This is a genomic window from Gorillibacterium sp. CAU 1737, from assembly GCF_039888655.1.
GTDB lineage: Bacteria > Bacillota > Bacilli > Paenibacillales > NBRC-103111 > Gorillibacterium.
The window spans coordinates 1-20,177 of sequence record NZ_JBDQQO010000017.1 but is presented as its reverse complement, the minus strand read 5'-3'; the positions used below and the strand labels follow the sequence as shown (position 1 = coordinate 20,177).

Genomic DNA, 20,177 nt, shown 5'->3' with positions numbered 1-20,177 from the left:
GAGGTGCGACAATGAAGCACGAGCAAGCAGCCGAGGACCTGCAGACCGTTCATTTTATTACGGACTGGTGGGATGGGCCCAAATCCGGGTTTGCTGATTTTGCAGGCGGCATTCATTCTTTTGAAAGAATATTCGATGAGGGGAAAGAGGAGTGGTCCAGCTTGTATCGGGTAAGACCTGTGTCCGATGAAGAGTACTCCCTCCAGGTGGAAGCCTACCATCTCTTTCTAGAATGGAAAAAGGATGAACACCAAAGCAGGCCGCATCCTTTGCTAGACCCGGAAAATCGTAGATTTCATGAGATTGAGCAAGCTTTGCCGGCCTACGATAGCTCCTATTATGCAGAACCCTACATTGGAGAATTTGTACCTGCAGCCAGGGAAGATGAAGATGATGGAGAAGGGAAGGGAATCGCGTTCCTTCATTAAAGGTAAAATGGACGAGGGCGGGTAAGGGAAGCTCGTGATCCCTTGGCATCCTCACTTGAAGTATTGGTAGATGGGCACGTCGCTCCAAATATGGGCTTCTATGTACCGCTCCGGTCCAAAGCGGCCGTCGTCGTTCCAGATCTGGGGCAGGCCGTATTTGTCGATCAGCCCCAGGATTTCTTCGTAGAGATAGAGGGTTTTACGGTATTCTTTGCCGTCTGTGACCCGGTTGCTGAATGTTGGGTGCGAGTCTCCGTAGGTGAACGAGACGGTTTTTAGATCGAAGGCCTCAATCGGGATCATCACGTGAGCACAGGGCTTAAACCAGGTGCTCAGCCACGGGCTGTGCTCGATCACCATGTAATGAGGGACATGCCGCTCCACCAGCCCGCCCTTTTCTAGAAACTTATTGCGCAGCAGCTCTTCAAAGTGCAAGCGGTCCTCCATATAGGAGGCTTGCCTTTTGGCGCATTGGGAATCCGGCTTGTTTGCCTTGACGGTCTTTAATACTTCGGTTGCTTCGGTAAGCGGAAGATCCGACAGGTTCTTAAAGGGGCCTATCGCAGGATCGTAATAATGATAGAGGTCCATGGTTGTCTCCTCCCAGGTACTATTTCGTCATAACGGGAGCCATCCCTGTTGAATGCAAAAAGACAACTTCTCTTCAGGTGAAAACCTGTTGAAGAAGTTGTCTTTGGTTTAAGTCGAGACGACAGGATTTGAACCTGCGACCTCTTGCTCCCGAAGCAAGCGCTCTACCAAGCTGAGCCACGTCTCGATATCCGTTGTTGTCCTTGTGAAAGGACCAGCAGAAAAGATTATATCATGAGCATTTTGAAATTGCAAGGGAATTTTAAAATCTCCACGTTGATAAAGGGGCCGCCAAATGAAAACGCTACCTTTTGCGAGGGTGAAAAAAAGTTTTGATAAAAGCGTTTTCTCCATGAAAAAGGCCTTGAAAGTCCGTTCCAATGGGAGTAGAATCAGCTTCAGTACGAAATGACCGAATTGGACAATTGGTCAGTTTCTAAAAAAGCCTCCGGCTTCAAAGGTAAACCGGGACGACACAAAAAGGAGGGGAAACGAATCGCGACCGTAGACAGGAGGCAGCAGATCCTGGATGCTGCAGCCCGCTCATTCAGCATTTATGGCTTCAAAGCGACGACGATGGATCAGGTGGCCAAAGATGCGAAGGTGGGCAAAGGAACGATATACACGTTTTTTGCAGACAAGGAAGAGCTGTTTGGCGCTATTCTGAACGAGTACATTTTGGAGATGAAGGCTTTCGCGGAGGATGTGCTGAACGATCAGCTGCCCTTTTTCGAAAACCTGCACAACGTGCTGATCGCCATGGTGAATTACCGGGAATCGCATCGCTTGACGATCCAACTGACGCATGAAGTGAAGGACATGGGAACCCCCGCTGCTATTGATGCTCTGCAGAAGGTGGAGATCGCCATCGTCGGCTTTATCAAGCGGGCCATAGAAAACGCGATCGAGAAAAGACAGATCAAGCCTTGCGACCCGGAGATTACGGCCTTTGTGATGCTGAGACTCTACATTGCCTTTGTCTTCGAATGGGCTGAAACCCACGAGAAGCTGTCAAACGAAGAAATTGCTCGCTTGTTCCGCTTGTATCTGGAGGATGGGTTGGCTGTTCCCCCCGTGTAGGCAAGAGTCAGAATGTATCGCCGTATAGAGAAACCGGCCCGGCGACCGGTAAAGTCATTTGAAAAAAGAAGGGTAGGATAAGGAACCCATGAAATCCAAATCTTTTGCAGGTGAGCTTTCGTCCATCGTGCGCAACAAGATGGTGCTCATTCCTGTTATTGCTGTTATGCTGGTTCCGCTGTTGTATGCGGGGATGTTTTTGTGGGCGTTCTGGGATCCCTACGCCAAGATGGACATTCTTCCCGTTGCCGTCATCAACAATGACAAAGGCGCGGAGTTCAACGATAAGACGATGAATGTCGGCGGCGAGCTCGTCGATAAGCTCAAGGAAGGCAAGGACTTCGATTGGCAGTTTGTCTCGAAGGACGTCGCCATGAAGGGCTTGTCCGACCGGACGTACTACATGGCGATCGAAATCCCTGAGGATTTCTCGCAAAAGGTTGTTACGGTAACCGACGAAAAGCCGGAACGGGCGGAAGTCAAGTATATCCCGAACGAGAGCTACAACTTCCTCGCTGCCCAAATCGGCAAGACCGCCGTTGAGCGTATTCAAGGCGAGTTGTCCAAGAGCGTAACGGAAGCTTATTCCAAAGCGGTATTCAGCAGTGTGGAAAAGCTCTCCGACGGAATCGGGCAAGCCGGTGACGGCGCCACGAAGCTGGCCGACGGCTCCAAATCCGTCGATGACGGCGTGAAGACGATCAAGGAAAACCTCGACAAGCTGGCCAAAGGGGCAACGGACCTGAACAACGGCGTTCAGCTCGTCGATGTCAACACCGGGAAGCTCGTAAGCGGCGCTTCCCAACTGAAGGACGGCATCAACACCCTCGACTCCAGCGCAGGCAAGCTGTCTGCTGGTGCGAACGAGCTGAAGAAGGGCGCCGAAGCCTTGGATGCCGGTCTCGGCAAGCTGGTTGCGGGCGCTTCCCCGATGAAGGAGGGCATCTCTTCGCTGCAGCAAGGGGCAGGAGCGCTTACGACGGGTCTTGGCGATCTGAACACCGGCGCCACCACCTTGTCTGATGGACTTGGCAAGCTGGCGGATGGAGCAAGCCAGTTGTCCGCCGGTGCAGAGAAAGCGGAAACCGGCGTCGCCCAACTGCAAAAGGGGCTTACCACCTCAAAGGAAAGCTTGACCAAGCTGTCCACCGGTGCGGATGGGATCTCGAACGGGCTGCAAGCCTATGCGAAGGCCCATCCGGAGCTGGCCCAAGACCCTAACTTCGCGAAGCTGCTCGAAACGAGCAAGGCGGTTTCGCAAGGGCTGACCTCCGTTACGACCGGGCAAGATCAGCTGATCGCCGGAGCCGAGCAACTGGCCACCGGTTCGACCCAATTGAAGACGGGGATTAGCACCATTTCCACGAAGCTGACGGAAGTCGCTGCCGGCGGGGAGAAGCTGTCTGATGGCGCAACCAAGCTGCAAGTGGGTGCGCAGCAGCTGGGCGGCGGCATCGACAAGCTGGCCGGCGGAGCCGATCAACTCGTCTCCGGCGCGGACCAACTGCAAGCCGGTGCGAAGAAGCTGGCCACCGGAGCCGGACAACTGGCCGGCGGAACCGACCAGCTGACGGCCGGTACCGGCAAGCTCGCCGCAGGCGCCGATGCCTTGGCAAGCGGCACGCAGCAGCTGAACGACGGAACCCATAAGCTGGCGAACGGTGCCGAGCAAGTGGCAACCGGTGCCCAAAAGCTGGATGAAGGCACCGTGAAGCTGCAAGACGGCGCCGACCAACTGGCCGACGGTAACAGCGAGCTCGCTACGAAGCTGACGGATGCCACCAAGCAAACCGGCTCGCTCAACACGGGCGACGAAAATGCCAAGATGTTCGCAGGTCCCGTGACCGTCAGCGAAGAACGGTATACCGAAGTTCCGAACTATGGAACCGGGTTTGCCCCTTACTTCATCTCGCTCGGCCTCTTCATTGGCGCACTGCTGCTGACGATCGTGTTCCAAATCAAGCAGCCAGCAGTCGCTCCGAAGAACGGCATCACCTGGTTCTTCAGCAAGTTCATGGTGACGGTACTCGTCGGTGTTCTGCAAGCCGTCATTCTCGACACCTTCCTGCTGTATGGCCTCGGCCTGGAAGTGCAAAGCATTCCGCTGTTCTACATCTTGACCATCATCACCAGTGTTACCTTCATGGCCATCATTCAATTCCTGGTCTCGGCCTTCGCCAATGCCGGACGTTTCGTCGGCATCATCCTGCTGATTTTCCAACTGACGACTTCGGCCGGAACGTTCCCGAAGGAGCTGCTGCCGGACTTCCTGCAAAAATTCCACAAGCTGCTCCCGATGACCTATTCCGTCTTCGGCTTCAAGGATGTCATCTCCAGCGGAGATTTCAGCACCATGTGGCAAAACACGTTTGTTCTGATCGGCTTTATCGTCGCCTTCATGCTCCTCAGCCTCGGCTTCTACACCTTCATGTTCAGCCGGCATAAGGATGAGTTCAAGCAAGCGGAAGTAACGGCCTAAGCCGAACCGTGCATCCCCGTACAGCAAACAGCCCCTGTCCATCCGGACGGGGGCTGTTTGAATGGGCGGATGCTATCCTCCATGCGACCATGCCAAACGGAAACTCCCACATATTCTAAAGTATCTTCTGTGAAGGGAGTGCTGAAACGTGGGTTTCTATCCTGGGTATGGGTATGGCGGAGGTGCAGGTTGCGGTTGTGTATCCCCTTATGGGGGTGGCGGCAGCGCATTCAGCTTCGTTCTGGTGCTGTTCATTCTGCTCGTGATTATCCTGAAAGCTTTCTGTTGATCACCTGAGCGCATCCCTGCACGGCTCCTCGCCGTGCGGGGATTTTTTTGAGTTTAGGAGGCCGTCAAGGAGGCCATCAAGCCGACGGCTTCTTGTTCCTTCTCATAGGCGGTATGCAACAAAGCGGCGATTTTCCTCCGAACCTCAGGGGTACTGGCGTCCTCGTTCTTTTTTAGCGTGAAGGCTTCCTGCCATGCTTTATAAACGGACCGATACAAGTCGGCAAGCTCGGGAAGCTCGACCTTCTCAAAGTACTTGTACGCGTACTTCTTCAGCGCTCCATAGGTTCCAAGAAAGTATTCCGCATTCCATGAGGCGCCGTATCCGCCCTCTTCCTCATAATGCTTGAGGAGGACGGGGTAGACCTCCAGGCCCTTGGCGTTTTCGCAGGATTCTTCCCCTTTCAAATGGGAGACGGCCAGCTTTAACGTGTCCGTTCGGATCGCTTCCGGGGATTTGTCGGATCGGCCGGTTAGGGTTAATACGGAGAGGAGGGGCAGCTCCCGCTTCCCGAGAACCGAATACGGCATCTCCGCGGTTTCTCCCGTAATGGAGAGGGTGGAGAAGGCTTGGGCCGCGTCATCATACCCGATAATCAAGCCCCATTCGGGAACGCCAATGTCCCAGGAGATGGCGGCCACGCCGCGATCGATCGACTCTTTGATAAGCTCAATCGCTTTGAGCCGCTGGGGTTCCTCCTGATCCTCCTGCCCCCAGTAACGGCCGACATAGTCGCAGAGCAGCCCGCCGCTTTCCACCCACTTTTTCTGGTCGTCCCAGCTCCAGATCGACGTAGCGCTTGGGCATAAATCGGCGGACAGCCACATCCGAAAGGCAAAGCCGCTTGTGGCGACGATATCCTCGGCCAACTCCGCATAAGGGCTGTTTTGAACAGCGGCAGACAATGATTTTGCCAAGGAAAACAGGTAGCCGGTTGGGTCCTCTACGCCTTGCCATGTAATCGAAAGCTTCTTCATGTTCTTCCCTCCAAAGGAATGTAGATTTTTTCTTGAAACGTTCGAGCTTCTTCGGTGTATGTTTCAAATTCATATCCGCCGGTGCGCCAGTAGCCGCTATGGGGAAGCCATTCGGTGTTGATGAATTCCCATGTTCGATGAATGGCGTTCACGAAAGCGAAGGAGGTGGCGGGCGGAGTGGTAAAAACGGCATAGAGACCGCCCGGAATGTGGAGTTCCTCGGAGCTGGTCAAATCTCCGTTCGCGTCTTCCTTGCGAATGCCAATCCAATAATCAAGCCTCGCGAGCGGAAGGTTCCAGCTGCACACCCCGTAGTCCGTAACCGTAGCGCCGCCGGACAACCTTTTTGACCATTTGCGGCAGTTGTATTGGTTCCAGAAGAGCGGCGGGGCTTTCTCCTTGCTTTTATAGGCGACAACGGAAAAAGAGGGGAGTGTTACAAGATCAGGTGTTACGGAAAAGGGCTCCGTATCGAAGGGAAGGGGTTCGTACAGCTTCAGGCTGCTTTGCATCGATTTGAATTCGGAGGGACGAACCTTGTGTTCGGCTGTAAACGCTCGCGTAAAGTTCTCCTTGGAGTTGAAGCCGTAGGCGTAAGCCAGGTCCGAGAGGGTTGTGTCGCGATCCAATCGCTTGATGATCTCCGTCAGTCTCCGCTTGCGGATGTAATCGGCTGGTGTCAGGTTGGTCGCATAGTGGAACACCCGGATAAAATGATAGTCCGAGTATCCAGCCACCCGCGCACAATCGGCAATCGTTAGATCCTGAGTAAGGTTCTCTTCAATAAAAGCAATCACACGCGCTATATGGTCCCTGTAATCCACCCTTGCTCACCTACTAAATGTTATATCAAACGGAAACCTTCTAGCGTTGATAAAAATTGCTACAAAAAAGGCATCCGGAAAGTTTGTCCAACTCTCTCGGATGCCTACTGGTTGTATAGATCACTAAGTTTCATTTGGTTTTAAAGCGGAAGGCAAAAGACCTCTTCATCATCCCAAACATCCCCGGTAGGGACGAACCCGAATTGCTCATAGACATGTTTGCCCCTATGATTCTCGGGATCGATGGACAAGTAGATTTTCTCGCAGCCGAACTGCTGCTTCATCTCCTGAACAATGAGGGAGAGCGCTTGTTTTCCATACCCCTGCCCCTGAGCCTTGCGATCCAGCATAAACCGGCAGAGCTCATAGCAGCTTCTCTCTTCGCACCATCCATACATAGCGAAGCCGATCAGCGTCCCATCCTGTTCGATGGCTTTCGTTGTCCATCCCGGTTCGAATGCCGATTGAACCAGGGAGTATGCATTGGACGCGACGAACTCTTCGCCAAGGGTGTGGGAACCGTTTTCATTTGTCGTGAGCAAAACAACCTTTACCCAGTTCTCTTTGGTTATCTCAATAAGATTCATGGTTTCCCTCATGTAAAAGCAAAATGGCGTTCCCGAGAGGATTCACTCTCCTAATGATAAAATATATGATAAAGCACTATCTTGTACAGGGAAAGAATAGATTTATTTGAGAAGAATGAAACTCGGATGATAGACTTGTGACACGAAGAGGGCACTTTCCGCCTGAAAATCCGTGTTATATTGATATCATCGGAAGATAAGGAATCACCCAATAGCTCCTCCTTTTTAGACCGCCCTGCTGCAGGGCGGTTTTCTTTTTTAGCCTACTTACAATCGCAAGGATGCTTCAGAAGAACGCTGGGTTACTTCGAAGCACTTCGACAAGGACAATCTTTGAAGGGGGGTGAAAACGCAGATGACCATAATGAGAACAGTAGTGGCTTCAACCAAGATGGTTAAGAAAAACGACAGCAGCCAGGTGGAGGTGTATTCGCGGGGATCCCCGCTTACCTATCAAAAAGGCGGTAGCTTTTTAGTAGAACGCCGTGATGATAATCTTGCTGTTTATTGAACGAGACTAACCGATGGCTGAAGAAGGTGAAGGCATGATTGACAACTTCATACTGGAGGAAATCCGAACTTTTTGCGAAAGGCATGTCAGCCCGAAAATCAAGTTGCAGCTCCCGAATGATGAGGATCTCATGGATTATCGGCTTGTGCATCCAAAAGCTCTCATCGGGTGGATACCTCATCCGAATTATCCGGAAGATTTGCTGCTGGAGCTCCCCAGCGTGATGAAGAAGGCGGTCCCCGCGATGGTAATCGGGATGGATGAAGGGGACGACGACGGCAAGGATGCAGGGATTGCGGCAAGAATTACCTTCATGGTGTTTAACCCTGGCACGTACCTTGCACCGGGACAGTTGAGCACGGATGGCAAGGGGTACCAAGACTTGCTTAACCTGATGCATATCTGCCGATCGGAGCTGGCCAAGTCTTATCTCATCGGAGACGGCAAGACGGCGGCTCAAAAGCCATTCCGTTGGGGCGTATATCAGAAACAGGCGGCTGATTACTGGATAGGATGGCTTACATTCCGAGCGACGGCCGTTGTGCTGCCGCTCATGACCAAAGAAAATTTAAACTTCTGAAAGGGCGTGTAATGTAATGACCTACAAACATGGCATTTACGGTGTTCAGGCTCCTACAACGGATGCTCTGCCTCCCGCCGGTGTCGGCACTCTACCGATTTATATTGGGACGGCTCCTGTGCAACAAACCTCTAATCCGGCGATCCATGTGCCGGTTATCCTCAACACCTTCGAGGATGCAGTGGCAAAGCTTGGGTACTCCGACAATTGGTCTTCGTATACTCTCTGCGAAGCGATTTATGCCCACTTCAAGAATGCGATTCAACCTATCGGTCCGATTATCGCGATTAACGTGTTGGATCCGAGTGTGCACAAAAAGGAAGGCTCCCAAACCATTGAGATCACAAACGGGGTCGGCTATATCACTGCTCCGGCGGTCCTCGGTACCCTTTCCATCACCGGAAAGACGCTCGGGACGGACTATACCGCTGCCTATACCGACGATGGCCGTATCAAGATTGCCGCTCTTCCCGGCAAGACACTCGCCGCTTCGGTTACGGTTGAGTACAGCGAAGTAGATGCTTCCAAGGTCCTCCCGACGGATGTCATTGGTGGAACTTCCGGTGGAATTCGTAAGGGAATTGCGGCTGTTGACCTCGTCTATCAAACCCTCAACGTTGTTCCCACGATTCTGGCGGCACCGGGTTGGTCCCATCAGAAGGCCGTCAAGGAAGCGCTGGTCAGCAAGGCTAATCTGGTGAACGGCCATTGGGATGCCATCGTGGTTGCAGATCTTGACGCAGGATCTACAGCGGATTCTATCGATAAGGCTATTGCCTGGAAGATTGATAATGGGTACAACGATCTTCCCCTGAAAGTCGTTTGGCCGAAGGCAAGAAAGGCTGACCGCACGTTCTGGGGCTCTACTCTGGCTGTGGTACAAATGCAGCAGACCGATTTTGCAAACGACAATGTGCCTTACGAAACCCCTTCAAACAAGCAGGTTGATGCTGCTGGAACGGCCGTTGGAAGTGGACCGATCTACTTTGACGAGATTGAGGCCAACCAACTGAATGCCAAGGGGATTACAACCTTTCTCTTCAAGGGGGGGATTTGGGTGTTGTGGGGGGCCCACAACGCAAATTATGAGGATGGTGCTCCCATCGATCCGAAGAATGTGTTCGACGCCAGTATTCGGATGCAGCGATACCTCACCAACACGTTCCAGGCCCGTTACGCGCCTTACCTGGACGGCCCCCTTACCCGGTCCCTCGTGGATACGATTCTCAATGATGCTGGAGTTTGGCTGAATAGTCTAGTAGCAGAGGGAAAGCTGCTCTCAGGCTCTATCGCCTTTCACGAGACAAGCAACTTGACAAGCTCCATGGTGACGGGGGACTTCCTGTTCGACGTGCTCAACACGACAACTCCGGTTGCAAAATCGCTGACCTTCCGTGTCCGGTATACAACGGCAGGATTGGCTACTCTTTTTGGAGGTGAAAACTAATGCCGCGTTTCCATAACAAAACCATCGATTACAAACTCAAGGCGACGGATACATCCGGGAAGCTTGTCGTCATTGATGATTCCTCCGATCTTCAGCTACCCAGCATCGAGAAGCTGACGGATACGCTGAAAGGCGCAGGAATTATGGGGGAAATTGATCTCCCCACTTTCGGACAGGTAGGCAGCATGACGTTTACCATTAACAATCGAGCGGACAACCCGCAGTATGCCATGCTATCCCGGCCGGGTACAATCAACTTCGAAGTGGTCTGGGTGGTGGATGTATTTGACTCTTCCGATGTAAAAATTGGAATTCAGCAGCACAAAGCCTTTTTGACCGGTATCAACAAAAAGTACGATCCCGGCAAGCTGGAGGTGGGCTCCGGTTCCGAAGGGTCGAGCGAGTTTGAAGTCATTTACTTCCGCAAGGTTGTGGACGGCAAGGAAGCGCTCTTGATTGATAAGATCAATTACAAGTACGTGGTAAACGGCGTGGACTTCACGGCCGGCATTCGGGCGGCTCTCCAGTAGGAGAGCTGCTTTTACTATAAGGAGGAGTTATGGCTGAACTAAAGCTTACGAAACCGATCGATATCAATGGCTCGCAGGCCAAATCGCTCAAGTACAACCTCGAAGATATGACGGCGAGGGACAAGGCGGAAGCAACCAAGGCATTCAAAAAAAGCGGCAACATGATCATGGTTCAGGAACTCGATTCCGATTACCACTTGTATTTGTTTGCTCAGGCTTGCCGGTTGGTCGATCCCTCTATCGAGGTGGAGGACGTTCTTCGGATGAGTGCAAAGGATTCGGTTAAGGCGGAGGCCCTTGTCCGCGATTTTTTCTTCATCAATTCGGAGGAGTCGTTACCGATGAGTACATCCGCGGATGCATAACCCAGCTTGTTTATCACAACTTTGCAACCCGTTCCGAGTGCATGGACATGCCCCTCATCGAGCTGATTGCGTTTTTTGAAGACTTGGCTGAAGAAGCAGAAAGGCAAAGAAAGGAGGTGGAACGGACCCGTGGCAAGTAATACGGAACTTGAGAATCTGGCTAAGTCGGCAGAGAAGCTCGAAGCATCCTTGTCCAAAGTGCTGGAGGAGGTCCAAGGAAAGACAGAGTCGGCCGGGTTTTCATTCGGTGTGTTTGGCAAGCTGGCTAGCAAGTCCTTCGAGCTGGCCAAGGGTGCGGCTAACAAAGCGGCAACGGCGATCGCAACCGGATTGCGGGATGCGGGTAAAGATGGGCTTAAGCTGGCCTCTGATTTGGCAGAGATTCAGAAGACGGTCGATTTTACGTTTGGAAAAAGCGCAGGCCAGATTGATTCCTTTGCGAAGAGTGCCTTAAAAAGCTATGGCCTATCCGAATTGGCTGCTAAGCAGTATTCCATCAGCGTAGGAACCGTGATGAAAAATTCCGGCGTCTCCAGTCAATACCTGGGGACCATGTCAAAAAACCTGACGGCTCTCTCTGGCGACTTTGCCTCCTTCTACAACCTCAATCCAGCCGAAGCGTTTGAGAAAATCAAATCCGGGATCTCTGGAGATATCGAGCCCCTGAAGTCTCTTGGAATCAACATGAGTGCGGCTAATTTGAATGCTTATGCGATGTCCAAGGGAGTTCGAGTTTCCTATGAAAATATGGATGAAGCCAGCCAGACGATGCTTCGCTATAACTACCTCATTGAGAAAAGCACAAGTGCTCAAGGGGACCTGGCGCAAAATCAGGGGACATATGCCAACCAGCAGAGGATGATGAAGGAAAACTTCCAGCAGCTTTCCATGACCGTTATGGCTGGCGTTCTTCCTTCCTTTACAAGGCTGATCACACGCGTCAATGAGCTAATCGAGACCTTCATGAGCAGCCCTCAAAAGGTGGGAGAGCTTCAAGGAGCCATATCGGGGATCGTAGATAAGGTCATCGCATATTTACCGGGGGCCGTGGACCAAGTGTATGCCTTTGCCTTAAAAATTGGCGAGGTAGCTGGCGATGCTCTCGATTTATACAAGGTGATTTCGGATAACTGGTCCTTGATTGAACCCATCATCATTGGCATTGTTGGCGCGATGGCTACTTGGAAGATCGGCACCGGTATCGTTGCTGGAATCCAGGCGATCACAAAGGCCTATAAAGCGTTGAACAGTGAAAAGGCGAAAGATATGATTGCAACACTTTATCTACGTGGGTTATATCTCGGTGACGCAATTGTCAAGGGAATAAGCACGGCCGCTACTTGGGCGATGACCGCGGCGACGACCGCCTTTGGGATTGCTGTAGCGATCGTGACCTCCCCCATTACCTGGATTATCCTTGGTATTGCAGCCCTCGTGGCCGGCATCATCCTCTTGTGGAAAAACTGGGATCAAGTGAGCGCCTGGATTGTCGGACTCTTACAAAATAACATACTCCCATTCCTGCAAGGGATTGCTGCCTTCGTTATTCAACTGGTGTCCTCCATCATGAGCGGGGTAATGTCGGCTTTGAACGGAGCTAACGAATGGTTGATGGGCTTGGGGAGGGGGGTTTTATCCATTTTTACTGGAATCCTAGGTTTTTTTGTTACACCTATCAATAACCTGATAGATGGCTTGAACAGTATCAAAATCAAAATCCCCGATTGGGTGCCCAAGTTCGGAGGAATGATATTCGGTGTTAGCCTGCCGCATATCCCCACTTTTGCAAAAGGTGGCTTTGCCAATCAACCGTCGATTTTCGGTGAAGCAGGACCGGAAGCAGCCATTCCCTTGAAGCGAACCCCGCGCAGCTTGAGCCTGCTCCATCAGACGGCCCGAGCACTCGGAGCGGAACCGGGCGGAGGAAGCCCTCAGTTCGTATTTGCTCCTGTAATCAATGGGGGAAGTGCGGACAGCTTAATCAAGTCCCTTAAGCCCGCAGCGGATGACTTTTTTGACCGATGCGATGCTTGGTGGGATTCGAAGGGGAGGTTGAGCTTTGGTGGATGATGCCTACCTTTACACAGCCATGGCAGGGGACACCTTTGATGTGATCTCCCTGGATTTTTACGGGGATGAACGCTTCTCCTCAACCATTATTAAAGCAAACCTGCGGTACTGCAGCGTATTGACTTTCCAGGGGGGAGAGCAATTGCGAATACCTGTCATTGATGAGCCTGTAGCCGCGACATTGCCTCCTTGGAAGCAGGGGTGACCTATGCAGATTTTTTATAACAGCAAGGACTCCACTTCTATTCTCCAGCCCATCTCTGTTTCGACAACGGACAGAAGCGGCGGGGCTCCAGACGATATGGCGATCCTTCTAGCAGACCCAGATGGGCTACTTAGTACCTGGAGTCCGAAGAAAGGTGATACGATCCGGGTTCTTGAAGGCGGGTATGACACCGGCATCATGTATGTGGATGAAGTGAGACAAACAGCAGGCTATTTGAACCTGGCGGCGATCTCCATTCCGATGACGGCTCGTACTAGTCGTTCTCAAGGGTGGGAAAATGTCCGATTCTTGGAGATCGCTGCAGAAATCGCCGGCCGCTATGGGCTTGAGATCAAGCCGTACGGGGTGGTGAACCACCTGTACCCTCGACTTGACCAAATCGAGAGGCCTGACTTTGAGTTTCTCTCCTGGTTATGCCAATTGGAGGGCTATTCCTGTAAGGTGAGCGGAAGCTTGGTCATCTATGATGAGCATAAGCAGGAGCAGGAACGACCCGGACTGACGATCAGGAAAAACAGCATGAGGAGCTTTGAATTCTGCGATCGTTCCACTGGCATCTACAGTCGATGCAATGTCCGAGGAAGCACTCCTACAGGGATGGTTGAGGGGAGCTTCTCTGACGGTCAAATGGTGGGTCCGACTCTTAGTGTTACCCTTCCGATCGGCAGCCAAGCGGATGCGGATCGCTGGGCCAAAGGTATGCTCAGGAGCTGGAATAAACAAAGAGTCACGGGGAAAATAACGATTGATTTGAACCCAGGTCTGGCAGCGGGCTCCATGATTACGATCGAAGATACAGGTTTTTTTGACGGTCTTTATCTGGTGGATGCCGTTGCCCATGAGTTTGCGAGTAATCGATCCAAGCTTATCGTACGAAGACCTCTGGAGGGATACTAGGTGATCAAAAAAGGATTTATCAGTACCGTCGATCCAGTTAGCCATACCGCCAGAGTAACTTTTCCCGATATTCCGAGGTCTGTCACGACAGAACTGCCCTATGCGTCCCACTTGACCTTAAGCCCAAACGATCAAGTGGCCGTGGCGTTCTCCTCCCCTGCGAATATGGCGGATGGGATGATTGTTGCCGCTTTATCCGATTCGGCTCTACGCGTATACAAAAGCCTGGGACTCTTCGCCGAAGGCTCTACCCAACCCCACGCTCCTTACAATTTTGCTGTCATCACGGGTATTCGAGGAGGCGTTGAGTTCACGGAAGTGTGGATTCTCGTGAACGCCTGGTATGACTATAAGACCAAGCGGTTTAAGAGAGTGAACGTGAACAATTTCAGCTTTGGATGGCAATTTCAGGGCGGTGGTACCTATCCAGGCGAAGAGAACATCGGGGATTTCATTAATCAGGGCATGAATCTCTGGAAGGCGAACGGGAAGAAAGCATATGGGGAAGGTGACCCGGCCCGCGACCTAACTGGCGAGGACATCGGCGCTGTCCAGCCGGACGGCAGTTGGCGTGAATTTGGCATTATGCTGGGCTGGAACAATCACTTCATGTGCGATGCTTATGGGGGAATGACCATTGGCGGAAGCGGTTTTGAAATTGACGGCAGCGGGACTTCTCCCTTCAAACGCGTTTCGTTGGGCAAATTTTCAGGAGGTTCTATCGATCCCGATAAGGCATACCCGGAGTACGGGTATGCCTACAACGGGACGCTGTGGAACGGTCAGCATGGACTTTGGAATATGGATGAGCGGGGGTATAACTCATTCTACTGGGGCATGGTGAGTCCGTTGGATTTCTATGACGTGGGCTACTACAACCCTTATACGGGGCGGGCTCTGCTGGACGAGACAAAATGGGTATGGCGCAAGCTTCCCAAGAATACCGATGCCAAAGCGGAAAACTGGTATGACATCGCCGCCATTCATGAGGACGGCACCATGCAGCTCATGGGAAAGACGGTTCCCGCCATCCACGAGGTAAATGCTGAAGTGGTCAATGTTACGGATTTCAACATGGCCTATCCCGACAATACTTGGAACAAACACAATACGGTCATCTTGGCCGTTAAGGGCGTTCTGGCCAACGGAAACCTGAAGCAGGTAGGAGGATTCAATGCTACTTTTACCGATTATGGTGCCTATGGCTATCTGGGAAGCGGGGAATTTGTCTCTGCGAAGATCCTGCTGACAAAGAATTAGGAGGTATCAAAGGTGGTCATTGCATCCTTTCAAAAAAAGGTGTTTTCGGTCAGTCGGAGCAAGATTTATACCCTTACGGGGCTTGAGTGGTCGGGTGACCTCAGTACGGAGTCTCAGGATAAGGTAGGCAGTAAGCCCAGCACCTATATTAAGGGGTTGAGCCTTGGAACATTTTCGTTTGATTTGGCCCTCCGTATGTCCGCATCTCTTGATGTCCGGGCACAGATCGAGGCATGGGAGTTAATTCGAGATAAGGCATCGGCTGATTACTTTATCCTCGGGGGGAAGCCGTTGGGAAAATCCAAATGGCTGTTGAAGTCGGTCGGGGTGGGGGATACGGAGATTGATAGTGCCGGCCGTTTACTGAAAGCTACACTCAAGCTGTCATTCGAGGAATACGTACGGGCCGGAACAGCGGAGGCTGCACAATCGGCTAATAAAGCGGTAAAGTCAAGCCAAAGCGGGCCTGTCAGCGTGGATATGGTACCCATGTCTTACGTGGATAAATCAAGCGCCAAACGGAGAAATCCGCAGTCAACGGGAGCGGCTAAGACATCCGCAAGAAGCTATGAGTTTTAGGAGGTGAGGGCATGATCACGACTGTTAAAACATCAGATGCCCCTTCGATTAACTGGGGGGCGGTCGGCATGGAGGAAGTCGTGCAAAATGTTTTTACGATTATGAGTACGTTCAAGTATGAAATTGCCTATGCTCGTATGTTTGGACTGGACGGGGGCTTTGTGGATCGTCCAGAGGACGAGGCGGGCGCTTTAGCGATTGCAGAAATCTATACAGCGATTAACCAGTGGGAACCTAGAGCGGATGTGCTTGACGTTTCGGTTCTGGGACGTGAGGAGAACGGGGGATTGCTCTTGCAGGTGGTGATTGATGTATGACGACAGACTTTAAGCCGGTTGCATTTGTGGAGACGGATGCGAAGCGGATTGAGCAGGAATTGCTGTTAAGCTACCAAGCGGCCTTAAACCAGCCACTCTACGAGGCTGATCCAAGGCGGCTTTTTTTGCTTCAAATGGTGCCCATTCTCGTGGGGCTGTTGAACAAAATCAACTATACCGGAAATTCGAATCTACTGCCCTTCGCGTTCGGCGAAGTATTAGACGGCCTTGGTGCCAGGATGAGGGTAACCCGTCTTTCTGCACAGAAAGCCAAGGCGGTCATAAGATTCACCCTATCGAGTATTCAGGCGGGACCGGTAAGCATTCCAGCGGGAACCCGGGTCACCCCGGATGGAATCCTTTACTTTACTACCCAAAGTGTACTGGCGATCCAACCAGGGGATACGGTTGGGGAAGTCGAGATTGCGGCAATGGAGGGAGGTCAGAAGTACAACGGCTTTCTACCCGGACAAATCAAGCTGCTCGTGGATCCGGTCCCGTTTGTCGGTTCGGTGATCAATGTAACCGCTAGTTCAGGCGGAGCTGATGCAGAGTCGGATGATGCTTATCGCGAACGGCAGCAGCTCGCCCCGGCTTCCTTCAGCGTTGCCGGTCCGCGCGACGCCTATAAGTTCTGGGCAAAAAGCGCTGACGTGGGCATTGTTGATGTTGCCGCGGTCTCCCCGTCGCCCGGGGTTGTGAACCTATACCCGCTCATGGAGAATGGAGCTTTCCCTAGTGCGGCCGTTCTCCAGGCTGTGAAGGAGCAAGTATCCTCTGATGATCGGCGTCCGTTAACCGACCAAGTGAACGTCCTCGCTCCTGAAATCGTCGATTACTCGATCGCGTTGACCTACTATATCTCAAAGGAGCGGTCTGCTGAGGAAAGTACCATTCGAGCGGCTATCGAGGGAGAACACGGTGCTGCAGATCAATACGAGGCTTGGCAGCAGTCGAAGTTAGGCCGGCCCCTCACGCCGGACAACCTTATTGCCAGATTGTATAACGCTGGAGCCTACCGAGTTGCCATGACGGCGCCTGAATACACCTCCATCGCCGATCATAAGGTTGCCAAGCGGACGAACGGAACCCGCGCTTTACTCTATGGGGGGTTGATCTAATGGAGTTGTCCAATGTGGATCTGTTGAAGCTCCAGTCGCAGATGATGCAGCGGGATGAGACGGTTCAAGGCATGTCGGCAGCCCTCTCGGAGCAGTTTCGTGCCATCGCCAAGGCGGTTGAAGCTGTGCTCCTGTACGCGAATACGGATTCACTCCCTGAAAGTGCACTGGATATCCTGGCATGGCAGTTTGGGGCCGACTGGTATGATTCAACCAGCGATCTTTATACAAAGAGACAGGCGATTCGGGATGCCCTCTATCTGGCGCGAACAAGAGGAACCCCTGCTGCTGTTCAACGGATTGTGGACATTTATTTCGGTGGCGGCGAGGTTCAAGAGTGGTTCGATTACGGTGGAGAGCCGTACCATTTTCGAGTGGTAACAGGGGATGAGACTGCAACAAGCCGGAATGCAGCACTTTTTCAACGAGCCGTTGGTTCTGTGAAAAACCTGCGTTCTGTGCTGGATGCAGTGATCATCCAAACGCGGGATACGGTTAATTTCCATGCCGGTGTAGCCTTGCACATCGGAGATTACATGACGATAAGGATGGTGGAATAAATGGCTGCATTCGGTGGGCTCACATTAACAACTCGGGGGCTTGCCCTTCAGGCAAAGGTGCAAGCCGGAACACCGTTGCAATTTAATCGCATCGCGATCGGGGATGGACAGGTTACAAACCAGACGGTCACGGCTCTGAATGCCCTTCTCTCTCAAAAATTGAATTTGACGCTCACGGGGACTGTAGCAAAGCCGCCAAACCGCGCAACGGTGAGCGGGAAATTGACGAATTCCACCATTAGCACAGGCTTTTATTTCCGAGAAATTGGATTATTTGCTCAAGACCCTGTTGACGGCGAAATCCTCTACGCCTACGGAAACTCTGGTGCAAGCGCAGAGTTCATCCCACCGGGCGGAGGGGCCGATATCCTCGAACGTCTCATTGAACTTGACGTTATTGTGGGCACGGCAGCGAATGTATCAGCAACGATCGATTCGTCGCTCGTTTTTGTTACTCAGAAGGACTTCTCCAGCCATACCCATGACGGAACAACGGGGAATGGCCCCAAGATTACTAGCTCGGGATTAGCTGCTGGAGCGGTGACGGATGCGATCATCGGCAACCGAACGGTATCCGATGCAACAGCCCCTACGGGGGATACAGGCACACCTACAATGCTGTTTGGGTGGCTGGCGAACATGGTGAAGGCGATCACGGGGAAGTCGAGTTGGCGTACCGCTCCGGCGATTTCGCTGGAGGCAACGAGATCGCATGTGGACGCAACAGCAGGTGTCCATGGTGCAGTGTCCTCTGCCATAGAAAACCGGATCATTCAACGCGACGCAAATGGCCGGGCTCAGGTCGCTGCTCCGTCTGCGGCGGGAGACATCGCAAGGAAGGCAGAGGTTGATACGGTGCAGTCCACCCTCTCTGTGCATGCTGCAGAGTCCGGGATACACGTATCGAGTACGGATCGGAGTAAATGGAATAATGCCTTACCGTCAACGGAGTTTAATAACTGGAATTTACGGAACAAGATCAATGAAGTTGGCGGCGAGTTGTACTTTCACAATGTGAATGATGCAAATGGGAGTAAACTCCGTCTTGCCTATTGGATGGACAAATTCCTTTTGCAAGAACTGACCAAAGACGGAGTATGGGTTCGAGACTTGTTTGCCGTTAACCGGCAGAACAACGAATCCGGATTCAACAACGTTGCGGTTTCTGGTGAAATCAATTTGAGGGGGAACAATCTGGCTGCGACACGGCTCGGAGCAGGGGGACGTCTCGAATACTGGAATGGGGTGAAATGGATGCCTTCTGGATCGGTTTATACAAGTAAGCGGGCTGTTGCTCAAGCAACCGTCATAGGATCAATGACTACACTAATTTCCCTGACAGGGCCTGGTGTCGTAAATCTCATAGCGGTAACGGGCGCTTCCCTAGCATCGATTGAGGTGTGGGTGGACGACGTCCTGTACTTTGCTGGAGCTGGGCCCAATTTATCCGATAGTCTTGCGATTGGACCGCAATCGTGGGAGGAAACAGGCTACATTGCAGCCGTCTCTAACTCTGAGCGCGCGGCTAGGATGTTTGGAGATTCAACTATATACTTTAAGTCCTCATTCACGATAAGGGGATACAAGACACAAGTAAACAACTTCGGATCCCCTGAAATTAGAGTCGCGTACGCAAATTAATGAAAGGGAGGGATTACATGTTTGCCAAGCTGAACCCCGAAACGCTCGTCGAAGATGAAAACGGTGTCTGGTACAAAATTGATGAACGCGCGAGTGGCGGTAGAGACATTATCCTCGTGTCCTTAGAGTATCGAGAGAATAGGCGAGTTGACGAAACCCATGTCGAGGTGACGAAATATCTTTTTAACGCAGTAACGTTTGAGTACGACGAGGTTTCAAAAGAAACGATTGAGAATCCCCTCCCTCAACCGGAACCGACCCCTGAACAACAGATCGCGGAACTCAAGCAAAAGCTGGCGGATAACGAAGCCCTCATGGAGCAAAAAGACCGCGAGAACAAGATCGCGCTATTTGAAATCTATAGCCTGCTTATGGACGGCGATCCGGCATGAACCCGGTGAGCCGCCTTTTACTTTGGCTCTTTCTCAAAATATCGAAGGGAGGTGAATTGCACATGGTCATCGTGATGGCATCGCTCATTATTTATGGCGATATTACTTTTTCGCAAGTACCGATCAATTCCCAGCCTGCTGTTAAGGCTCGGTTGGAGTCCCTTGGATACGGCACGGATGGACAGCCGCTTCTTGCTGCTGAATAAGATTGGTAAAGCATAAGCCCTCGGGATGGTCCCGGGGGCTCTTTTTTTGTACAAAAAAAGAGGGTGTCCCTTCATCATCTACAATGAATTCTGAACCGCACCCCGTCAAATAGACAGTACAAAAAATAAAAGATTCTTAAGCGGCCTTGACCCTGAATTCCATGGGGCTGAGGCCGTTTAGTTTTGCCTGAAACCGTTCATTATTGTAAAAGTAAATGTA

The 20,177-nt window shown here is 52.0% G+C and carries 25 protein-coding genes and 1 tRNA gene; 20 read left to right on the top strand and 6 right to left on the bottom strand.

What is annotated here, in order from left to right:
* Nucleotides 1-11: 11 nt before the first annotated feature.
* Entirely contained in the window at nucleotides 12-428 is a 417-nt protein-coding gene (locus tag AAFN83_RS21790; RefSeq protein ID WP_347773331.1) for a hypothetical protein, read from the top strand.
* Nucleotides 429-479: 51 nt separating this feature from the next.
* On the opposite strand, the gene AAFN83_RS21785 is transcribed toward AAFN83_RS21790, so the two are convergent.
* Both AAFN83_RS21785 and AAFN83_RS21780 read right to left on the bottom strand, forming a co-directional pair.
* The gene (locus AAFN83_RS21785; RefSeq protein WP_347773329.1) at nucleotides 480-1,019 is read right to left on the bottom strand and encodes a hypothetical protein; all 540 of its coding nucleotides are present in this window, start codon (nucleotides 1,017-1,019) and stop codon (nucleotides 480-482) included.
* A 113-nt stretch (nucleotides 1,020-1,132) separates the two neighbouring features.
* Nucleotides 1,133-1,206, bottom strand: a tRNA-Pro gene (locus AAFN83_RS21780).
* Nucleotides 1,207-1,514: 308 nt separating this feature from the next.
* Between AAFN83_RS21780 and AAFN83_RS21775 the strand changes: the two genes are divergently transcribed.
* The 3 genes from AAFN83_RS21775 (at nucleotide 1,515) to AAFN83_RS21765 (ending at nucleotide 4,867) form a co-directional block, all read left to right on the top strand.
* Nucleotides 1,515-2,099: a TetR/AcrR family transcriptional regulator gene (locus AAFN83_RS21775; RefSeq protein ID WP_347773386.1), complete on the top strand. Its 585-nt coding sequence runs from the start codon at nucleotides 1,515-1,517 to the stop codon at nucleotides 2,097-2,099.
* Between the two features lie 88 nt (nucleotides 2,100-2,187).
* Nucleotides 2,188-4,578, top strand: a complete 2,391-nt coding sequence (locus AAFN83_RS21770) for a YhgE/Pip family protein (protein WP_347773327.1) — start codon at nucleotides 2,188-2,190, stop codon at nucleotides 4,576-4,578.
* Between the two features lie 148 nt (nucleotides 4,579-4,726).
* On the top strand, nucleotides 4,727-4,867 hold the full coding sequence (locus AAFN83_RS21765; RefSeq protein ID WP_347773325.1) for a YjcZ family sporulation protein: 141 nt from the start codon (nucleotides 4,727-4,729) through the stop codon (nucleotides 4,865-4,867).
* A gap of 53 nt (nucleotides 4,868-4,920) precedes the next feature.
* On the opposite strand, the gene AAFN83_RS21760 is transcribed toward AAFN83_RS21765, so the two are convergent.
* From AAFN83_RS21760 to AAFN83_RS21750, 3 genes are all read right to left on the bottom strand, one after another.
* Nucleotides 4,921-5,844 (bottom strand): hypothetical protein, encoded by a 924-nt coding sequence (locus tag AAFN83_RS21760; RefSeq protein WP_347773323.1) that lies wholly within the window; start codon nucleotides 5,842-5,844, stop codon nucleotides 4,921-4,923.
* The gene (locus AAFN83_RS21755; RefSeq protein ID WP_347773321.1) at nucleotides 5,841-6,668 is read right to left on the bottom strand and encodes a helix-turn-helix domain-containing protein; all 828 of its coding nucleotides are present in this window, start codon (nucleotides 6,666-6,668) and stop codon (nucleotides 5,841-5,843) included. The genes AAFN83_RS21760 and AAFN83_RS21755 overlap by 4 nt, the downstream gene beginning before the upstream one ends.
* A gap of 140 nt (nucleotides 6,669-6,808) precedes the next feature.
* Nucleotides 6,809-7,255: a GNAT family N-acetyltransferase gene (locus tag AAFN83_RS21750; RefSeq protein ID WP_347773319.1), complete on the bottom strand. Its 447-nt coding sequence runs from the start codon at nucleotides 7,253-7,255 to the stop codon at nucleotides 6,809-6,811.
* 355 nt (nucleotides 7,256-7,610) lie between these two features.
* Here AAFN83_RS21750 and AAFN83_RS21745 point away from each other — a divergent pair, with 355 nt between their 5' ends.
* The 16 genes from AAFN83_RS21745 (at nucleotide 7,611) to AAFN83_RS21670 (ending at nucleotide 19,957) form a co-directional block, all read left to right on the top strand.
* Entirely contained in the window at nucleotides 7,611-7,766 is a 156-nt protein-coding gene (locus AAFN83_RS21745; protein WP_347773317.1) for a hypothetical protein, read from the top strand.
* A 34-nt stretch (nucleotides 7,767-7,800) separates the two neighbouring features.
* Nucleotides 7,801-8,346, top strand: coding sequence for a hypothetical protein (locus AAFN83_RS21740; RefSeq protein ID WP_347773315.1), 546 nt, complete (start codon nucleotides 7,801-7,803; stop codon nucleotides 8,344-8,346).
* A gap of 16 nt (nucleotides 8,347-8,362) precedes the next feature.
* The gene (locus tag AAFN83_RS21735) at nucleotides 8,363-9,793 is read left to right on the top strand and encodes a hypothetical protein (RefSeq protein WP_347773313.1); all 1,431 of its coding nucleotides are present in this window, start codon (nucleotides 8,363-8,365) and stop codon (nucleotides 9,791-9,793) included.
* Complete coding sequence (locus tag AAFN83_RS21730) at nucleotides 9,793-10,323, top strand: phage major tail tube protein (RefSeq protein ID WP_347773311.1); 531 nt, start codon at nucleotides 9,793-9,795, stop codon at nucleotides 10,321-10,323. Before AAFN83_RS21735 ends, AAFN83_RS21730 begins: the two co-directional genes overlap by 1 nt.
* 29 nt (nucleotides 10,324-10,352) lie before the next feature.
* Entirely contained in the window at nucleotides 10,353-10,688 is a 336-nt protein-coding gene (locus AAFN83_RS21725; RefSeq protein WP_347773309.1) for a hypothetical protein, read from the top strand.
* 129 nt (nucleotides 10,689-10,817) lie between these two features.
* Nucleotides 10,818-12,758 (top strand): phage tail protein, encoded by a 1,941-nt coding sequence (locus tag AAFN83_RS21720; RefSeq protein WP_347773307.1) that lies wholly within the window; start codon nucleotides 10,818-10,820, stop codon nucleotides 12,756-12,758.
* Nucleotides 12,748-12,963, top strand: a complete 216-nt coding sequence (locus AAFN83_RS21715) for a tail protein X (RefSeq protein WP_481810540.1) — start codon at nucleotides 12,748-12,750, stop codon at nucleotides 12,961-12,963. Before AAFN83_RS21720 ends, AAFN83_RS21715 begins: the two co-directional genes overlap by 11 nt.
* A 3-nt stretch (nucleotides 12,964-12,966) precedes the next feature.
* Complete coding sequence (locus tag AAFN83_RS21710) at nucleotides 12,967-13,881, top strand: phage late control D family protein (protein ID WP_347773305.1); 915 nt, start codon at nucleotides 12,967-12,969, stop codon at nucleotides 13,879-13,881.
* Nucleotides 13,882-15,141, top strand: coding sequence for a hypothetical protein (locus AAFN83_RS21705; RefSeq protein WP_347773303.1), 1,260 nt, complete (start codon nucleotides 13,882-13,884; stop codon nucleotides 15,139-15,141).
* A 12-nt stretch (nucleotides 15,142-15,153) separates the two neighbouring features.
* On the top strand, nucleotides 15,154-15,720 hold the full coding sequence (locus AAFN83_RS21700) for a phage tail protein (RefSeq protein WP_347773301.1): 567 nt from the start codon (nucleotides 15,154-15,156) through the stop codon (nucleotides 15,718-15,720).
* An 11-nt stretch (nucleotides 15,721-15,731) separates the two neighbouring features.
* Nucleotides 15,732-16,037, top strand: a complete 306-nt coding sequence (locus tag AAFN83_RS21695; RefSeq protein ID WP_347773299.1) for a hypothetical protein — start codon at nucleotides 15,732-15,734, stop codon at nucleotides 16,035-16,037.
* A complete protein-coding gene (locus AAFN83_RS21690; protein WP_347773297.1) occupies nucleotides 16,034-17,158 on the top strand; it encodes a baseplate assembly protein in 1,125 nt (374 codons plus the stop codon). Before AAFN83_RS21695 ends, AAFN83_RS21690 begins: the two co-directional genes overlap by 4 nt.
* Entirely contained in the window at nucleotides 17,158-17,718 is a 561-nt protein-coding gene (locus AAFN83_RS21685) for a phage tail protein I (protein ID WP_347773296.1), read from the top strand. Before AAFN83_RS21690 ends, AAFN83_RS21685 begins: the two co-directional genes overlap by 1 nt.
* Nucleotides 17,719-19,359, top strand: a complete 1,641-nt coding sequence (locus tag AAFN83_RS21680) for a phage tail-collar fiber domain-containing protein (RefSeq protein ID WP_347773294.1) — start codon at nucleotides 17,719-17,721, stop codon at nucleotides 19,357-19,359.
* Between the two features lie 17 nt (nucleotides 19,360-19,376).
* Nucleotides 19,377-19,751: a hypothetical protein gene (locus AAFN83_RS21675; protein ID WP_347773292.1), complete on the top strand. Its 375-nt coding sequence runs from the start codon at nucleotides 19,377-19,379 to the stop codon at nucleotides 19,749-19,751.
* Nucleotides 19,752-19,813: 62 nt separating this feature from the next.
* On the top strand, nucleotides 19,814-19,957 hold the full coding sequence (locus AAFN83_RS21670) for a hypothetical protein (protein ID WP_347773290.1): 144 nt from the start codon (nucleotides 19,814-19,816) through the stop codon (nucleotides 19,955-19,957).
* Between the two features lie 136 nt (nucleotides 19,958-20,093).
* Here the strand turns inward: AAFN83_RS21670 and AAFN83_RS22185 are convergent, their stop codons facing one another.
* Nucleotides 20,094-20,174 carry an IS3 family transposase gene (locus AAFN83_RS22185; protein ID WP_481810520.1) on the bottom strand — a complete coding sequence of 27 codons (81 nt, stop codon included), beginning with the start codon at nucleotides 20,172-20,174 and terminating at the stop codon, nucleotides 20,094-20,096.
* Nucleotides 20,175-20,177: the final 3 nt, after the last annotated feature.

Bases quoted from the DNA above. Each gene is read 5' to 3' on its own strand.
- AAFN83_RS21790 (WP_347773331.1), top strand. From the start codon at position 12: ATGAAGCACGAGCAAGCAGCCGAGGACCTGCAGACCGTTCATTTTATT.
- AAFN83_RS21785 (WP_347773329.1), bottom strand. From the start codon at position 1,019: ATGGACCTCTATCATTATTACGATCCTGCGATAGGCCCCTTTAAGAAC.
- AAFN83_RS21770 (WP_347773327.1), top strand. From the start codon at position 2,188: ATGAAATCCAAATCTTTTGCAGGTGAGCTTTCGTCCATCGTGCGCAAC.
- AAFN83_RS21760 (WP_347773323.1), bottom strand. From the start codon at position 5,844: ATGAAGAAGCTTTCGATTACATGGCAAGGCGTAGAGGACCCAACCGGC.
- AAFN83_RS21750 (WP_347773319.1), bottom strand. From the start codon at position 7,255: ATGAATCTTATTGAGATAACCAAAGAGAACTGGGTAAAGGTTGTTTTG.
- AAFN83_RS21745 (WP_347773317.1), top strand. From the start codon at position 7,611: ATGACCATAATGAGAACAGTAGTGGCTTCAACCAAGATGGTTAAGAAA.
- AAFN83_RS21740 (WP_347773315.1), top strand. From the start codon at position 7,801: ATGATTGACAACTTCATACTGGAGGAAATCCGAACTTTTTGCGAAAGG.
- AAFN83_RS21735 (WP_347773313.1), top strand. From the start codon at position 8,363: ATGACCTACAAACATGGCATTTACGGTGTTCAGGCTCCTACAACGGAT.
- AAFN83_RS21730 (WP_347773311.1), top strand. From the start codon at position 9,793: ATGCCGCGTTTCCATAACAAAACCATCGATTACAAACTCAAGGCGACG.
- AAFN83_RS21725 (WP_347773309.1), top strand. From the start codon at position 10,353: ATGGCTGAACTAAAGCTTACGAAACCGATCGATATCAATGGCTCGCAG.
- AAFN83_RS21710 (WP_347773305.1), top strand. From the start codon at position 12,967: ATGCAGATTTTTTATAACAGCAAGGACTCCACTTCTATTCTCCAGCCC.
- AAFN83_RS21695 (WP_347773299.1), top strand. From the start codon at position 15,732: ATGATCACGACTGTTAAAACATCAGATGCCCCTTCGATTAACTGGGGG.
- AAFN83_RS21690 (WP_347773297.1), top strand. From the start codon at position 16,034: ATGACGACAGACTTTAAGCCGGTTGCATTTGTGGAGACGGATGCGAAG.
- AAFN83_RS21685 (WP_347773296.1), top strand. From the start codon at position 17,158: ATGGAGTTGTCCAATGTGGATCTGTTGAAGCTCCAGTCGCAGATGATG.
- AAFN83_RS21680 (WP_347773294.1), top strand. From the start codon at position 17,719: ATGGCTGCATTCGGTGGGCTCACATTAACAACTCGGGGGCTTGCCCTT.
- AAFN83_RS21675 (WP_347773292.1), top strand. From the start codon at position 19,377: ATGTTTGCCAAGCTGAACCCCGAAACGCTCGTCGAAGATGAAAACGGT.
- AAFN83_RS21670 (WP_347773290.1), top strand. From the start codon at position 19,814: ATGGTCATCGTGATGGCATCGCTCATTATTTATGGCGATATTACTTTT.